This is a genomic window from Nioella ostreopsis, assembly GCF_004000255.1.
GTDB classification, from domain to species: Bacteria; Pseudomonadota; Alphaproteobacteria; order Rhodobacterales; family Rhodobacteraceae; genus Nioella; species Nioella ostreopsis.
In genome coordinates this window covers 24,558-38,139 of the sequence record NZ_RCIQ01000023.1, presented here as the reverse complement: position 1 = coordinate 38,139, position 13,582 = coordinate 24,558, and the positions used below count along the sequence as shown (strand labels likewise).

11 protein-coding genes and 1 tRNA gene are annotated in these 13,582 nt (G+C 63.3%); 2 read left to right on the top strand and 10 right to left on the bottom strand.

Going from position 1 to position 13,582, the window contains the following annotated elements; genetic code table 11:
- Positions 1–5: 5 nt before the first annotated feature.
- The 4 genes from EP237_RS18925 to pdxR form a co-directional block, all read right to left on the bottom strand.
- A complete protein-coding gene (locus EP237_RS18925; protein ID WP_127562454.1) occupies positions 6–1,208 on the bottom strand; it encodes a tyrosine-type recombinase/integrase in 1,203 nt (400 codons plus the stop codon).
- A 177-nt stretch (positions 1,209–1,385) separates the two neighbouring features.
- Positions 1,386–1,460, bottom strand: a tRNA-Phe gene (locus tag EP237_RS18920).
- Between the two features lie 208 nt (positions 1,461–1,668).
- Complete coding sequence (xsc, locus tag EP237_RS18915; protein WP_127562453.1) at positions 1,669–3,444, bottom strand: sulfoacetaldehyde acetyltransferase; 1,776 nt, start codon at positions 3,442–3,444, stop codon at positions 1,669–1,671.
- A gap of 87 nt (positions 3,445–3,531) precedes the next feature.
- Positions 3,532–5,013, bottom strand: a complete 1,482-nt coding sequence (gene pdxR, locus EP237_RS18910; RefSeq protein ID WP_127562472.1) for a MocR-like pyridoxine biosynthesis transcription factor PdxR — start codon at positions 5,011–5,013, stop codon at positions 3,532–3,534.
- 161 nt (positions 5,014–5,174) lie between these two features.
- Between pdxR and EP237_RS18905 the strand changes: the two genes are divergently transcribed.
- Positions 5,175–6,575: an aminotransferase family protein gene (locus EP237_RS18905; RefSeq protein WP_127562452.1), complete on the top strand. Its 1,401-nt coding sequence runs from the start codon at positions 5,175–5,177 to the stop codon at positions 6,573–6,575.
- 478 nt (positions 6,576–7,053) lie between these two features.
- On the opposite strand, the gene EP237_RS18900 is transcribed toward EP237_RS18905, so the two are convergent.
- The 4 genes from EP237_RS18900 to EP237_RS18885 all read right to left on the bottom strand — a co-directional run bounded on the left by EP237_RS18900 (position 7,054) and on the right by EP237_RS18885 (position 10,635).
- Positions 7,054–8,322: an ABC transporter permease gene (locus tag EP237_RS18900; RefSeq protein WP_127562451.1), complete on the bottom strand. Its 1,269-nt coding sequence runs from the start codon at positions 8,320–8,322 to the stop codon at positions 7,054–7,056.
- A complete protein-coding gene (locus EP237_RS18895) occupies positions 8,322–9,128 on the bottom strand; it encodes a taurine ABC transporter ATP-binding protein (RefSeq protein WP_127562450.1) in 807 nt (268 codons plus the stop codon). Before EP237_RS18895 ends, EP237_RS18900 begins: the two co-directional genes overlap by 1 nt.
- A gap of 82 nt (positions 9,129–9,210) precedes the next feature.
- The gene (locus EP237_RS18890) at positions 9,211–10,212 is read right to left on the bottom strand and encodes a taurine ABC transporter substrate-binding protein (RefSeq protein WP_127562449.1); all 1,002 of its coding nucleotides are present in this window, start codon (positions 10,210–10,212) and stop codon (positions 9,211–9,213) included.
- A 240-nt stretch (positions 10,213–10,452) separates the two neighbouring features.
- Positions 10,453–10,635 carry a DNA gyrase inhibitor YacG gene (locus tag EP237_RS18885; protein ID WP_127562448.1) on the bottom strand — a complete coding sequence of 61 codons (183 nt, stop codon included), beginning with the start codon at positions 10,633–10,635 and terminating at the stop codon, positions 10,453–10,455.
- Between the two features lie 118 nt (positions 10,636–10,753).
- Here EP237_RS18885 and EP237_RS18880 point away from each other — a divergent pair, with 118 nt between their 5' ends.
- Complete coding sequence (locus tag EP237_RS18880) at positions 10,754–11,962, top strand: cytochrome P450 (protein ID WP_127562447.1); 1,209 nt, start codon at positions 10,754–10,756, stop codon at positions 11,960–11,962.
- On the opposite strand, the gene EP237_RS18875 is transcribed toward EP237_RS18880, so the two are convergent.
- Positions 11,963–13,006, bottom strand: a complete 1,044-nt coding sequence (locus EP237_RS18875; RefSeq protein ID WP_127562446.1) for a ribonuclease E/G — start codon at positions 13,004–13,006, stop codon at positions 11,963–11,965.
- A complete protein-coding gene (locus tag EP237_RS18870) occupies positions 13,003–13,578 on the bottom strand; it encodes a Maf family protein (protein ID WP_127562445.1) in 576 nt (191 codons plus the stop codon). The genes EP237_RS18875 and EP237_RS18870 overlap by 4 nt, the downstream gene beginning before the upstream one ends.
- Positions 13,579–13,582 lie beyond the last annotated feature (4 nt).

Here is a 13,582-nt window from a genome sequence, read left to right as displayed (position 1 = left end):
AACTTTCACTCTCCCTTCGATACAACTGATTTCATCCCGTCAAGCTGGTCGGCCCACCAGGCTGCCATCCGTACCCGCTCGTCCCAGTGTTCACCTCGCAGATAAGCCCGCCGCACATCGTTACCCTCGACATGGGCCAGCGCCCTCTCGACTGCGTCCGAGTTCCAGAGCCCGCTTTCGTTGGCAAAGGTACTGAATGTCGCTCGAAACCCGTGAGCGGACAGTTCTCCGGATGTGTATCCAAGGCGCCGGAGAGCGGCATTGAACGTGTTCTCTGAGATGGGCTTGTGCCAGGAGCGGGAGGATGGCAGCAGATATTCACTGGTGCCGGTGAGGTCGCGAAGGCTGGAGAGCAGGCTCACGGCCTGCCGCGGCAAAGGTACTCGATGCGGTCTGCGCATCTTCATGCGTTCAGCCGGGACGCGCCAGACAGCCTCATCGAGGTCAAACTCAGACCAGAGCGCCTGGCGCAGCTCGCCGGGCCGGGGCGCCAGAATTGCGAGAAGCTCGAGGCCGAATCTGGTTGTTGGCTGGCCGGTGAACCCGTCCAGCCGGCAGAGAAACTCCCCGATTGTCCGACGATCCAGAAGTGCGGATCGTGACTGTACCTTCGGGCGAACGAGTGCGCCCTTCAGAGCCTCCGTGGGATCATGGCTCGCCCGGCCCGATGCAATCGCATAGCGAAATACCGAGCCGATGGTGCTGCGCAGTCTTCTGGTGGTTTCAAATGTTCCGGCGGCTTCGACCCTCTTCAGGACACGAAGGACATCCGGCGCCTCGATCTGCCGGATCGGGCGCCTGGAGAGATCAGGTTCGGTCTGGCCAATCAGCCATCTCAACTTCTTCATCGTTGCCGGAGCGCGGTCTTCGCGTTCAAGCTTGTCCAGATACTCCTCCGCGACCGAGGCGAAGGTAACGGCGCGCTCGCGGTCCTTTTCCAGACGGGCAAGCTGCTTCTCCTCAGAGGGATCCCGATCCTCGAGCAGCATCAGTCGCGCTTCATCCCGCTTCTCTCTGGCCAGCTTGGGAGAGACCAGGGGATAGGGGCCAAATGACAGGAGCTTCTCCCTGCCCCTGTAGCGGTACTTCATGCGCCACAGGCGGGAGCCGGACGCTGTGACGAGGACATGCAGCCCGGAGCCGTCGAACAGCTTGTAGGCACGGTCTCTGGGCCGGGCGTTTCGGAGGGCTGTGTCGGTCAAAGGCATGGCGGTGGGAATCGCATTGGAACAGATGGAAATGTGGTCTTCAAAATACCCCCATAAATACCCCGGAATCTTCTGGCTGCCCCCGGAATCGCCTGAACGACCCTGGACTCGAAATGCAGCAAAATCATGACGTTAACCGCCATGATGGACGTCTCTGAACAGTGCTGGAAGTGCAAATGGTGCCCGGGGGCGGAATCGAACCACCGACACGAGGATTTTCAATCCACTGCTCTACCCCTGAGCTACCCGGGCACGGGAGCAGGAGAGTCTCCTGCGGGTAGAGGCGTTCTAGGGGGTTCGGGCGGGGCTGTCCATAGGGTTTGAGAGATTTTTTGCGGGCTTGTGGGGTGACGCGGTTTTGCGGCGAATTGTGTCCCGCAGGGGACCGGCTAGGGCCCTCAAGACAAAGGAAAAGGGCCGCGGTTTGTGCCGCAGCCCTTGCCCTTGTTCCGTCCCGTGATCAGGCCGTTTTCTGTGGCCGCATATCGGCCGCGTCGATGCCCGCCACCGCGACCGGTTTTTTCATCGCGTCGCGGCGGAAGGGTTCGCCCAGTTCCTGGTTGATCATCGCCTCGATCAGCGTGGTCTTGCCGGCGGCCTGGTCCTTCAGCGCCTGGTCCAGCGCGTCAGAGAGCTCGTCCATGGTGCGCGCGACGACGCCTTGCAGCCCGCAAGCCTTGGCGATGCCCGCATAGCTCACCTGCTCGTCCAGTTCGGTGCCGACGAAGTTGTCGTCATACCACAGCGTCGAGTTCCGCTTCTCGGCCCCCCACTGGTAGTTGCGGAACACCACCTGCGTGATCGCGGGCCATTCGCCACGGCCGATGGCGGTCAACTCGGTCACCGCAATGCCGAAAGCGCCATCGCCCGAGAAGCCGACGACGGGCGTATCCGGGCAGGCGATCTTGGCACCGACGACGGCAGGCAGGCCGTAGCCGCAGGGGCCGAAGAGACCCGGCGCGAGGTATTTGCGGCCCTCCTCGAAGGACGGGTAGGCGTTGCCGATGGCGCAGTTGTTGCCGATGTCGGAGGAGATGATCGCCTCTTTCGGCAGGGCGCGCTGAATGGCACGCCAGGCCATGCGGGGGCTCATCCAGTCGGGCTTGTCGGCGCGGGCGCGTTCGTTCCAGGTGGTGCCGGGATCGTCATCTTCGTGGTCCATCGAGGACAGCTGCTGTGCCCAGGCCGACTTGGTCTGCGCGATGCGCGCCTTGCGCTCGGCCCGGCCCTCGTCGCCTGCCGTGTCAGACAGCTGCGCGAGGATCGAGGTTGCGACTTTCTTCGCGTCCCCCACGATACCGACGCTCACTTTCTTGGTCAGGCCGATGCGGTCGGGATTGATATCGACCTGGATGATCTTGGCGTCGCGCGGCCAGTAGTCGATGCCATAGCCCGGCAGGGTCGAGAACGGGTTCAGACGGGTGCCCAGGCACAGGACCACATCGGCCTGGCTGATCAGCTCCATCCCGGCTTTCGATCCGTTGTAGCCAAGCGGACCGGCAAAAAGCGGGTGAGAGCCGGGGAAGGCATCATTGTGCTGGTAGCCCACGCAAACCGGGGCATCGAGACGTTCGGCCAGTGCCATGGAGGCGGGGATCGCGCCGCCGATGACCACGCCCGCGCCATTCAGGATGACGGGCGACTTGGCCTCGGACAGCAGGCGCGCGGCCTCTGCCACGGCTTCTTCTCCGCCGCCGGGGCGTTCGAATTCCACGATGGCGGGCAGGTCGATATCGATCACCTGGGTCCAGTAATCGCGCGGCATGTTGATCTGGGCGGGCGCTGAGGCACGCTTGGCGTTGATGATCACCCGGTTCAGCACTTCCGCCACGCGCGACGGGTCGCGCACCTCTTCCTGATAGGCGACCATATCCTTGAAGGCGGCCATTTGTTCGACTTCCTGGAAGCCCCCCTGCCCGATTGACTTGTTGGCGGCCTGCGGCGTGACCAGCAACAGCGGCGTGTGGTTCCAATAGGCGGTTTTCACGGCGGTCACGAAATTGGTGATGCCGGGTCCGTTCTGGGCGATCATCATGCTCATCTTGCCGGAGGCACGGGTATAGCCATCGGCCATCATCCCGCCAGACCCCTCATGAGCGCAGTCCCAGAAACGGATGCCCGCCTGCGGGAACAGGTCGGAAATCGGCATGAAGGCAGAGCCGATAATGCCAAAGGCATCTTCGATCCCATGCATTTGCAGCACTTTTACAAAGGCTTCTTCGGTGGTCATTTTCATTGGCGGCATCTCCACGGAAAAGGATGGGCACTGTCTGTGCTTTGACGTCGGTTGTAGCGCCCTGCCCCGCCCTGCAGTTAGGGCCAGTTAGCGCGGCTCGCTATGGCCAAAGGCGGCGATCTCTTCGGCGATCCGGCGAATGCCTTCGGGGATCTTTTCAGAGGGGATGGAACTGTAGGCCAGCCGGTAGAACCGGCGGGCGTCATCTGCCGGGCTGAAAAAGCTGCGCCCCGGCTCGATGACCACGCCGCGATCATAGAGCCTGCGGGCCAGAATTTCGGTATCGACGCGCGGCGGGGCGGCCATCCAGAAGCTGGAGCCGCCCGTGGCAACCGCCCCTGAAATGGACAATCCATGGCGTTCGATTGCGGCGGCCATGACCGTGCGGCGAATCTCATAGGCTTTTCGCATCCGGTTGATCTGCGCGTCGTAATGGCCGAGCGACAGGAAATAGGCGACGGTACGCTGGATGTGGCCGGGCGGGTGGCGCAAGACCAGCGCCCTCAGCGCGCGCGCCTCTCGGATAAATTCCTCGTCAGCCACCACATAGCCAAGCCGGAGCCCCGGAAAGAGCGACTTGGAGAACGAGCCGATATAGATCACCGCCCCGGTTTCATCCATCGACTTCAGCGCGGGCGATGGTGCGTTCTTGAAGGACAGTTCGAATTCATAGTCATCCTCAACCACCACGAACCCACGCTCGGTCGCAAGATCCAGAAGCCGCCTGCGGCGGTCCACCGGCATGGTCATATTGGTCGGGCAATGATGCGAGACGGTGGTAAAGACCACATCCGTATCGGGGGGCAGCGCCTCTGGCGGCAAGCCCTCGTCATCCACATCGACGGGCACGAGGTGGCATCTGGTCTGGGTCAGGATCTCCCGCAGGCCCGGATAGGTCGGGTTTTCCAGCACCGCCTTGCGCCGCTGCGTCAGCAGGATCTGCGCCGTCATCCACAACGCGTTCTGCGCGCCCATGGTGATCAGGATTTCCTCCTTGCGGGCGGCAATGCCCCGGCGTGGCAGGATATGGCGCTGAATATGTTCCAGCAGGCGTTCGTCATCTTCCTCGTAGCGATCGGCGGTCAGGATCTTGAAATCCTTCTGCCCGAGCGCCTGCAACCCGCATTGCCGCCAGGTCTGGTGCGAAAACAGCGACGGATCCGCTTGCCCGTAGATGAACGGATAGGGGTATTCATGCCAGTTCAGTGGGCGCAGCGGCAGCGCCGGGCTGTCGAAGCGCTGCCCGATGGCGCGCGACCAGTCGATTCCGGCCTTTTCCTTGCGTCCGGCCAGATCGAATTCAGGCGGGGTCGGTGCCGTGTCGGACACGAAATAGCCTGATCGTCCTCGCGAATTCAGGTAATCATCAGCCACCAATTCGGTATAGGCGTTGGTCACCGTGATCCGGCTGATCCCCAGATGAATGGCCAGTTTCCGGCTGGATGGCAGCTTCTCCCCGGGCCTGAATCGCCCGGACAGAATGCCTTCCGCGACGAGCCGTTGGACCTTCTGTTGAAGGGTTCCCTCGGCTTGCGAGTCTAGAAAGAACGATTCCACCGGGATCGGCACGGCTGGACTTAACCTCCGGTTAACTTTGGTCACACCACATGCGCGGGGCACGGGGTGCTTGTCAATCCACTGGCGCTATGCATGGATAGGCACTGGCCCTATCTGGCGCAGGCGCAACCCGGCACTGTGATCCCAGAGACCGTTTTCCGGTGGAGAGAGATATGAACACCCCCTTCAATCCCAATGATATCAGCCATGTGATCGAGGCGGATCGCGCCAATGTCTGGCACCATCTGATCCAGCACAAACCCTTCGAAACCGGCGAGCCCCGGATCATCGTCGAGGGCAAGGGCATGCGGGTCTGGGACGCCCATGGCAAGGAATATATCGACGCCGTGTCCGGCGCTGTCTGGACCGTGAACGTGGGCTATGGCCGCAAGCGCATTGCCGATGCCGTCCATGAGCAGCTGATGAAGATGTGCTATTTCGCGCAGGCCGCGGGATCCATCCCCGGTGCGCTTTTTGCCGAAAAGCTGATCGAGAAGATGCCGGGCATGTCCCGCGTCTACTACACCAACTCGGGGTCCGAGGCGAACGAGAAGGCCTTCAAGATGGTGCGCCAGATCGCGCACAAGAAATACGGTGGCAAGAAGACCAAGATCCTCTACCGCGACCGTGATTACCACGGCTCCACCCTCGCCGCGATGTCGGCGGGCGGCCAGGATGAACGCAACATGCAATATGGCCCCTTCGCGCCCGATTTCGTGCGCGTCCCCCATTGCATGGAATACCGCAAGGAAGAGCTGGGGCTCGGCCATCTTTCAGGCCGCGACTTCGGCATTGCCGCGGCCAACCAGATCGAAGAGGTGATCCTGCGCGAAGGGCCCGAGACCGTCGGCGCGCTCTGCCTTGAACCCGTCACCGCTGGCGGTGGCGTCATCGAAGCGCCCGAGGGCTACTGGGACCGCGTGCAGGAAATCTGCAAGGAATACAACGTCCTGCTGCATATCGACGAGGTCGTCTGCGGCGTGGGCCGGACCGGCACCGAATGGTTCGGCTACCAGCATTACGGCATCAAGCCCGACTTCGTGACCATGGCCAAGGGCGTCGCCTCCGGCTATGCGGCCATCGCCTGCATGGTGACCACGGAGGAGGTGTTCGACCTCTTCAAGACCGACCCCACGGACAAGCTGAACCATTTCCGCGACATCTCCACCTTCGGCGGCTGTACCGGTGGCCCGGCGGCGGCGCTGGAGAATATGGCGATCATCGAGGAGGAAAACCTCCTGGAAAACTGCACCCGGATGGGCGCCCGGATGATCGGCAACCTCAGGGCGCTGATGGACAAGCACCAGATCATCGGCGACGTGCGCGGCAAGGGCCTGTTCCTGGGCGCGGAACTGGTCAAGGACCGCGAGACCAAGGAACCGGTCGAGGAAAAGGACGTGATGGCCGTGGTCGCGGATTGCGCCGCGCAGGGCGTGATCATCGGCTCCTCCAACCGCTCGATTCCGGGGCGCAACAACGTGCTGTGCTTCAGCCCCGCGCTGATTGCCACCGCAGAGGATATCGACGCGATCACCGATGCGGTGGACAAGGCGCTGAGCAAGGTTTTCGGCTGATCTGATCGCCCGACAGCGGTCCCAAAAGCCCCGGCGTGCGACAGCGCTCCGGGGCTTTTCTCCGTCCCGAACACCCCGGTGCCATGCGTGCACCCCCTGTACACCCCCCGTGCAGACGGATCGCCGTTTTCAGCCCCTTTCCTTTCATCTTGGTCCAAATACCTCGGGGTTTGGGGCAGAGCCCCAAGTGGCCCGGCGCGGCCCCCGCCCTGGCGGGGGGTAAGCCGGGCCACCCCGGTCGACGCGCCAAAGGCGCGGCGAAATCGCCTTGCCCCGGTAAGCTTTCCCAAGCAATTCTTACCGGTGAAATCATTTGCAATCGGTTGACGCAGAGACACGGTGCGGGCGCTTGCGGCCCGGTGAAGCCCCCGCGCCAGCGGGGCAAACCGGGCCGACCCCGGGTCGACGCCGTAGGCGGCGAAACCGAAAAGGCCCCCGGAACACCGGGGGCCTTTTCGCAACGATCATCACGCGGCGCTCAGACCTTGCCCTTCCAGGGGACAAGAACCCGCTCGGCCCAGCGCATCAGCATGTCGATGCCGTAGCCGATGATGCCAATGAGGATGATCCCCATGATCACGATATCGGTCAGCTGGAACTTCGACGCGGCCACGATCATCTGACCGGCGCCCTGTTCGGCGGCGACCAGTTCGGCGGCGACCACGGTGCCCCAGCAGACGCCCATCGCCACCCGCGCACCGGTAAAGATTTCCGGCAGGCTGTTGGGGATGATCACATGGCGCATGATCTGGCTTTTCGAGGCCCCCAGCGAATAGGCCGCGTGGATCTTGGAAATCGACACGCCCGACACGCCCGCCCTTGCGGCAATGGTCATGATCCAGAGCGCGGCGAGGAACAGCAGGAAGATCTTGCCGCTTTCGTCGATCCCGAACCAGATGATCACCAGCGGGATCAGGGCCAGCGGCGGCACCGGGCGCATGAATTCGACGATCGGGTCGAACCAGCCCCGGAACCAGTTGGACAGGCCCATGGCGTAGCCCAGCGGGATCCCCACGGCGGCGCCCAGCGCGAAGCCTGCCAGCACCCGGAACAGCGAGTAGCCCAGATGTTCGGCGAGGGTGAAATCGCGATAGCCTTCCCGCGAGATTTCGATGACCCGGCTCCAGACGGCCTCTGGCGGCGGCAGCCAGATCGGTTCCATCTGCATGCCCGCATTCGGCGTGAAGCGCACGGTGCCCCGGCGGCTGAGCGTCACGATCCCGTCACCGGTATCGACCTCGCCCACCTCCGGCTCCAGCGGCTGGCCATTGATGGCCACCACGCGGAACCCGTCTTCATCGGCGCCGATATCGTTGTCGCCGGTCTGGATCAGGCTGGACCGCCCGCCGCTGATGGCGTCCACATCGTTCAGCGCAAAGCCGTCGCCGGGGTCGATTTCGGGCAGGTCCACCTCTTCGCCCACGGGACGGACAAGCACGGTCACCGTGGCGTCATCGCGTTCGCCCGCTGCGTTTTCGGCGGTGTAGGTAAAGCTGGTGTCGCCGAGGAACGGGCCCGGCACGTGAATGGGCGAAATCACCGAGCCGGTGAAGGCGCCCCAGATCAGGAAGATCGACAGGACCGAGATGACCGAGGCCGCCCGCGTCGGGCGCACGGCGCTTTCGTCGCCGAAGGTCACGGTTTTGAGCGAGGTGAAATCGTGACGCGATTCGCGCATCGAATTGAATGCCTTCACCGCAACGAAGGCGATCACGAAAATGGCGATATAGAGGGCTGCAATCAACATCACGCGGCCCCCTCTGTCCGGCCCATGATCTCTTCTTCCATATCCCAGATCATCGACAGGATTTCCTCGCGCCGCTCGCCGAATTCGGGGTGTTTCTTGACCTCTCGCAGATCCGCATTCACGCCCATATCTGCGAAGGGCAGGTTGTATTCACGGTGCAGGCGGCCGGGGCGGGGGGCCATCACAATCAGCCTTTCGCCCAGAAGCAGCGCCTCTTCCACCGAGTGGGTGATCAGGATGATGGTCTTGCCGGTTTCCTTCCAGAGCTTCAGCACCAGCCCTTGCATCTTCTCGCGCGTCAGCGCGTCCAGTGCGCCCAGCGGTTCATCCATCAGGATCACGTCCGGGTCATTGGCGAGGCAGCGGGCCAGGGCCACGCGCTGCTGCATGCCGCCGGAGAGTTCATAGACGGCCTTTTCCTTGAAATCCTGAAGGCCTACGGTTTCCAGCAGGTGATCGGTGATCTGATCGCGCTCGGCCTTGGGCATGCCCTTCATGCGGGGGCCGAAATCGACATTCTGGCGCACGCTCATCCATTCGAAGAGCGCGCCCTTCTGGAACACCATGCCGCGTTCGGCATCGGGGCCGGTCACGTAGTGGCCATTGAGCTCGATCTTGCCCTCGGTCGGGGCCAGAAATCCCGCGATGATGTTGAGAAGGGTGGTCTTGCCACAGCCCGAGGGGCCTAGGACAGACAGGATCTCCCCTTCCTTGATGGTCAGCGATACATCCTGAAGCGCCTGCACGACCCCGCCATCCGGCAGATCGAAGCGCATGGAGATGCTATCGAGCACAAGCCCGGTCATACTGCCCTACCTTCCAAGTATAAAAAGAAAATCTGCAGAAAGGACGGCGCGAAGCAATGTCGCGCCGTCCGTGATGTCGGGATTACATCCCGTCATGCACCATCTGCAACGGGCCGGTATTGACCGCGCTTTCGTAGGACTCGCGGGCGGCATCGATATTGCCGGTCTCGACGAAGAAGTTGGCCACTTCCAGCAGGAAGTCCTGGGTGCCACCGCCGAGCCAGACCTCGGAGAGCTGCTCTTCCACGGAGGGGAAGACGAAGCCGGCCAGCGTCGCGGCGGTTGCGTCTTCATCCATGCCCGCGTCACGCGCGATCACCGGCAGCATCTCGTCGGTATGCTCGCCCGAGTTCCACATGGCGTTCATGTCGGCCGTGACCGACAGGAAGGCAGCCAGCAGTTCCGGCTCTTCTTCCGCGAAGGAGGCGGGGACCGAGGTCACGTCGAAGACGTAGATGCCCAGTTCCTGTTTTTCCGCGCCGGTCAGCAGGGTGTTGCCATGTTCCATCATGCGGCGCAGCGCACCACCCCAGCCGCAGGCCATGCCGAGCGAGCCCTGCGCCAGTGCAGCGGCGGAATCGGCGGGGGCCATGTCGACCACTTCCAGCGTGCTGACGTCGATGCCGAAATGCTCCATCTGGCGGAGGAAGCCGTAATGGGCGGCGGTGCCGATCGGCACACCGACCCGCTGACCTTCCAGATCGGCGACATTGGAGGCGTCGATTTCAAGCGACTCATGAACCACGCAGTTGTCATTGTCCGAGTAGCTGACCGCCACGTCGACAACCTGAATATCCTGCCCGGCGGAGGCCGCGACCACGAAGGGCGGCACACCCTGGCTGACCGAAATATGCACATCGCCCGAGGCCATGGCGGCGGACATGGCGGTGCCGGTGTCGAAGGCGCGCCAGTTGATCGTTACGCCCATCTCTTCTTCGTAGATGCCCATCTGCTTGGCGTATTCGAACGGCATCGGCCATTCGAGGAAATAGGCGACGGTGATCTCGTCAAGTCCCTGGGCGACGGACGCCTGAGCGCTCATCACCAGACCAAGAGCAGTTCCCGCAAGTGCAAATTTCTTCATTCGTAGTCTCCCTGTTCTCAGCGCGGCCTTGCCCGCGCCCATGCTTTTTGCATGTTGCAGCTTGCGAGGGTGAAAGCGCTTACGTCAAGGAAATCGTTCCGGCTGGACTGATGAAGTTCTCAGTCTGGACTGGTAGATTAAGCTCTGGATTATCCCCGATTTCAGATTTCCGAAGAGCCGTACATTTTCTTGGCACATCGCCCGAATTTCAGGCCCGCCATGAACGAAACAAGGCGCGAGTCAGTGCAGCCGGTCATTGTCCGCGGCCAATGCCTCTGCCGCCGCTTCCAGATCTTCGGGGTCCTGCGAGGGCACCGCGTAGCTGCCATTCAGCCAGCGGCCAAGATCCACATCGGCGCAGCGGCGCGAACAGAAGGGGCGGTATTTCTGATCCGTGTCTTTGGCGCAGATCGGGCAGGACATGGGCGATGCTCCGTTGTGACGGGACGTCATATTGCCATCATGCGCGCCGGGATGCCAGCCCGCTTGCCGCCTGTTCCGACCTGCCCTAGCGTGACAGTCTGGGAGAGGGGAATTTTACATGGCAGCATCCATCCGCGACTTCGACCTCAACGGTATCGGGCGGGAATTCATCGACAATCCCTTCCCCGTCCTGCGTGCCTTGCGTGAACAAAGTCCCGTGCACCGCAACCCCGATGGCTCGGTCTACCTGACGCGGCACGCCGATTGCCTGAAGGTCTATCAGTCGCGCGCGATGCTGTCGGACAAGACCGAGGAGTTTGGCAAGAAGTTCGGCCCCGGCCCGCTGCTGACCCATCACACGACCAGCCTGATCTTCAACGACCCGCCCTATCATACGGTGGTGCGAAAGCTGCTGGCTGGCGCCTTCACGCCGCGCAAGCTGGCCGAGATGGAGCCGCTGATTGACGGGATCGTGGATCGGATGCTGGACGATCTGGAAGACCTCGGGTCGTTCGACCTGATCCCGGCCTTTGCGATGGTGCTGCCGACCGAGATCATTTCCTTCATGTTGGGAATTCCAGAGGACTATCGCGCCAAGCTACGGGGCTTTTCGCTGGCCATTCTGGGCGCGCTCGACCCGGTGATTTCGCCGGAGCGACTGCAGGCGGGCAATGACGCGGTGGCGGAGTTCGGGGCGATTCTGGCGGAGCTGATTGCGCATCGACGGGCGAACCCCGAGGGCGCGGGACAGGGCGAGGTGCTGGATAGCCTGATTTTCGGCGAGGTGGACGGGCGGCGGCTGACCGAGGAGGAGCTGGTGCAGAACTGCGTCTTCCTGCTGAATGCAGGCCACGAGACGACGACCAGCCTTGTCGGCAATTCCATCGGCATCCTTTTGGACAACCCCGACCAGCTGCGGCTGTTGCAGCGGGAACCTGAGCATATTGGAACCGCTGTGGAGGAGTTTCTGCGGGTGCAAAGCCCGCTTCAGATCGGCAACCGGCTGGCGGGCGAGGAAATCGAGCTGACGGATTGCGTGCTGCCCAAGGGCACCTATATCCACACCTCGATTGCCGGGGCGAACCGCGATCCGGCGGTGTTTGACGACCCCGAGGCGGTCGATATCACCCGCAATCCCAACCGGCACCTGGCCTTTGCCACCGGCATCCATGTCTGTCTGGGCGCGACCCTGGCGCGGATCGAGGGGCGGATTGCCATCGGCAAATTCGTGGAGCGGTTCCCAAAGCTGCGCGCGGACGGCCCGGCGGAAATCATGGGGCTGGCGCGGTTCCGGGGCTATAGCAGCCTGCCGGTCAGCGTCGCCTGATCAGATCAGGGCCGTCAGCGGCCAGCGGTCGCGCTTGCGTTGCAATTCGTACATGCCAAGGGGCGTCCAGCCCGCCAGCACCGTATCGGTGCCATCGGCGCGAAAGGCGCGGCGCAGCGCGTCTTCGAACTGGCGGCGGTCCTTCTTGGGCATGGGCGCCACGTCGAGCGTGATCTGCCCCCCCAGACCGCGCAGACGCAGTTGGCGCGGCAGGTCCTTCGCGGCGGCGAGGTTGGCTTTCAGACCGGCGGCCAGCGAACTGTCGGCACCGGTATTCACATCGACCGCGACGAGGGCCGAGGTCGGTTCGATCATCATCGAGGCCCCGGCGGACAGCAGCACGGCATCTTGCAGGACCGCGTCGATCTCCTCCAGCACGCCCAGATCGGCGAAGGCACCCTCGCGGGCGATGACTTCGTCCGGTTCCGGGCTGGCCCAGTCGCGCCAGGCGGTCAGATGGGCGTCGGGGGCATCGACCAGCAGTTCCGGTTCGCCGTCCAGATCGGTGGTGACGGCCTCGGCCAGATCGCGCATCGCGGTGATGTCCTCGGCCAGCGCGTCCGCGTCCACCTCATCGGCGGCGCTGCGCAGGATCAGGCCAAAGGTATTGGGCGCGCCGGACATGGCCTCATGGGCAATTTCCAGCAGACGGTCGCGTTCCGCTTCATCCTTGATCGAGCGGGCGATGTTCAGCCCCGGCGCGTCGGGCGTGACGATGGCGTAGCGCGATTTGAACAGGAGCCGCGTGGTGACGGGCGTGGCCTTGCCATCCGCGCCCATGCCGGTGACCTGCACCAGAAGCGGCTGACCGGGGGATAACCCCTTGCCTTGCCTGAGAAACGCGGATTGACCATCGGGAAGGCGCAGCATCATGCCGCCCTGCCCTTTCAAGGGCCGGTCGCAGACCCCGCGCAGGATCGCGCCGATCCCCGGCGGGCCGTCCTCGGGCGGGTCGATCAGCAGATCCTGCAACTTTCCGTCCACCATCAAAGCGGCGGCGGGGCGGTCGTTCAGGGTGTCGAGCAGGACGATGCGGCCTTTCATGAGCGTCTCCAGACAGGCCAGCCAGCGGCCGTCAGCAAATGCGCCGTTTCCGGCAGGGGCAGGCCCATTATGGCGTGAAAGCTGCCGCTGATCCACGGGATGAACGCGCCTGCGGGGCCTTGGATGGAATAGCCGCCCGCCTTGCCGCGCCAATCCTCGCTGGCGAGATAGGCGTTCAGCTCATCATCCGACAGGCGCTTCATCTGAACCCGGCTTTCCACGGTCCGTTCCCACAGACGCTCGCCCCGGCGCACAGCGACCGAGGTATAGACCCGGTGGCGGCGGCCAGAGAGGGCGGTCAGAAATTCGGCCGCTTCCCCGGCATCGGCGGGTTTGCCCATGATCCGGCGGCCCATGGCGACGGTGGTATCGGCGCAAAGCACGATGTCTTCGGGGTCAGCCGTGACCGCCAAAGCCTTTTCCCGCGCGACGCGTTCCACGTAAGGGCGCGGAAGCTCTCCGGGCTTGGGGTCCTCGTCGATATCGGGGGGCAGGATCGCGTCGGGCTGAACGCCCAAGACCCCCAACAGCTCCAGCCGCCGGGGGCTTCCCGATCCGAGAACAAGTCGCATGAAG

Excerpts from the sequence above, each read along its gene's own strand:
- EP237_RS18875 (WP_127562446.1), bottom strand. The coding sequence starts at position 13,006 with ATGAAAGGCCGCATCGTCCTGCTCGACACCCTGAACGACCGCCCCGCC.
- EP237_RS18925 (WP_127562454.1), bottom strand. The coding sequence starts at position 1,208 with ATGCCTTTGACCGACACAGCCCTCCGAAACGCCCGGCCCAGAGACCGT.
- EP237_RS18890 (WP_127562449.1), bottom strand. The coding sequence starts at position 10,212 with ATGAAGAAATTTGCACTTGCGGGAACTGCTCTTGGTCTGGTGATGAGC.
- EP237_RS18895 (WP_127562450.1), bottom strand. The coding sequence starts at position 9,128 with ATGACCGGGCTTGTGCTCGATAGCATCTCCATGCGCTTCGATCTGCCG.
- EP237_RS18905 (WP_127562452.1), top strand. The coding sequence starts at position 5,175 with ATGAACACCCCCTTCAATCCCAATGATATCAGCCATGTGATCGAGGCG.
- EP237_RS18870 (WP_127562445.1), bottom strand. The coding sequence starts at position 13,578 with ATGCGACTTGTTCTCGGATCGGGAAGCCCCCGGCGGCTGGAGCTGTTG.
- xsc (WP_127562453.1), bottom strand. The coding sequence starts at position 3,444 with ATGAAAATGACCACCGAAGAAGCCTTTGTAAAAGTGCTGCAAATGCAT.
- EP237_RS18885 (WP_127562448.1), bottom strand. The coding sequence starts at position 10,635 with ATGTCCTGCCCGATCTGCGCCAAAGACACGGATCAGAAATACCGCCCC.
- EP237_RS18900 (WP_127562451.1), bottom strand. The coding sequence starts at position 8,322 with ATGTTGATTGCAGCCCTCTATATCGCCATTTTCGTGATCGCCTTCGTT.
- EP237_RS18880 (WP_127562447.1), top strand. The coding sequence starts at position 10,754 with ATGGCAGCATCCATCCGCGACTTCGACCTCAACGGTATCGGGCGGGAA.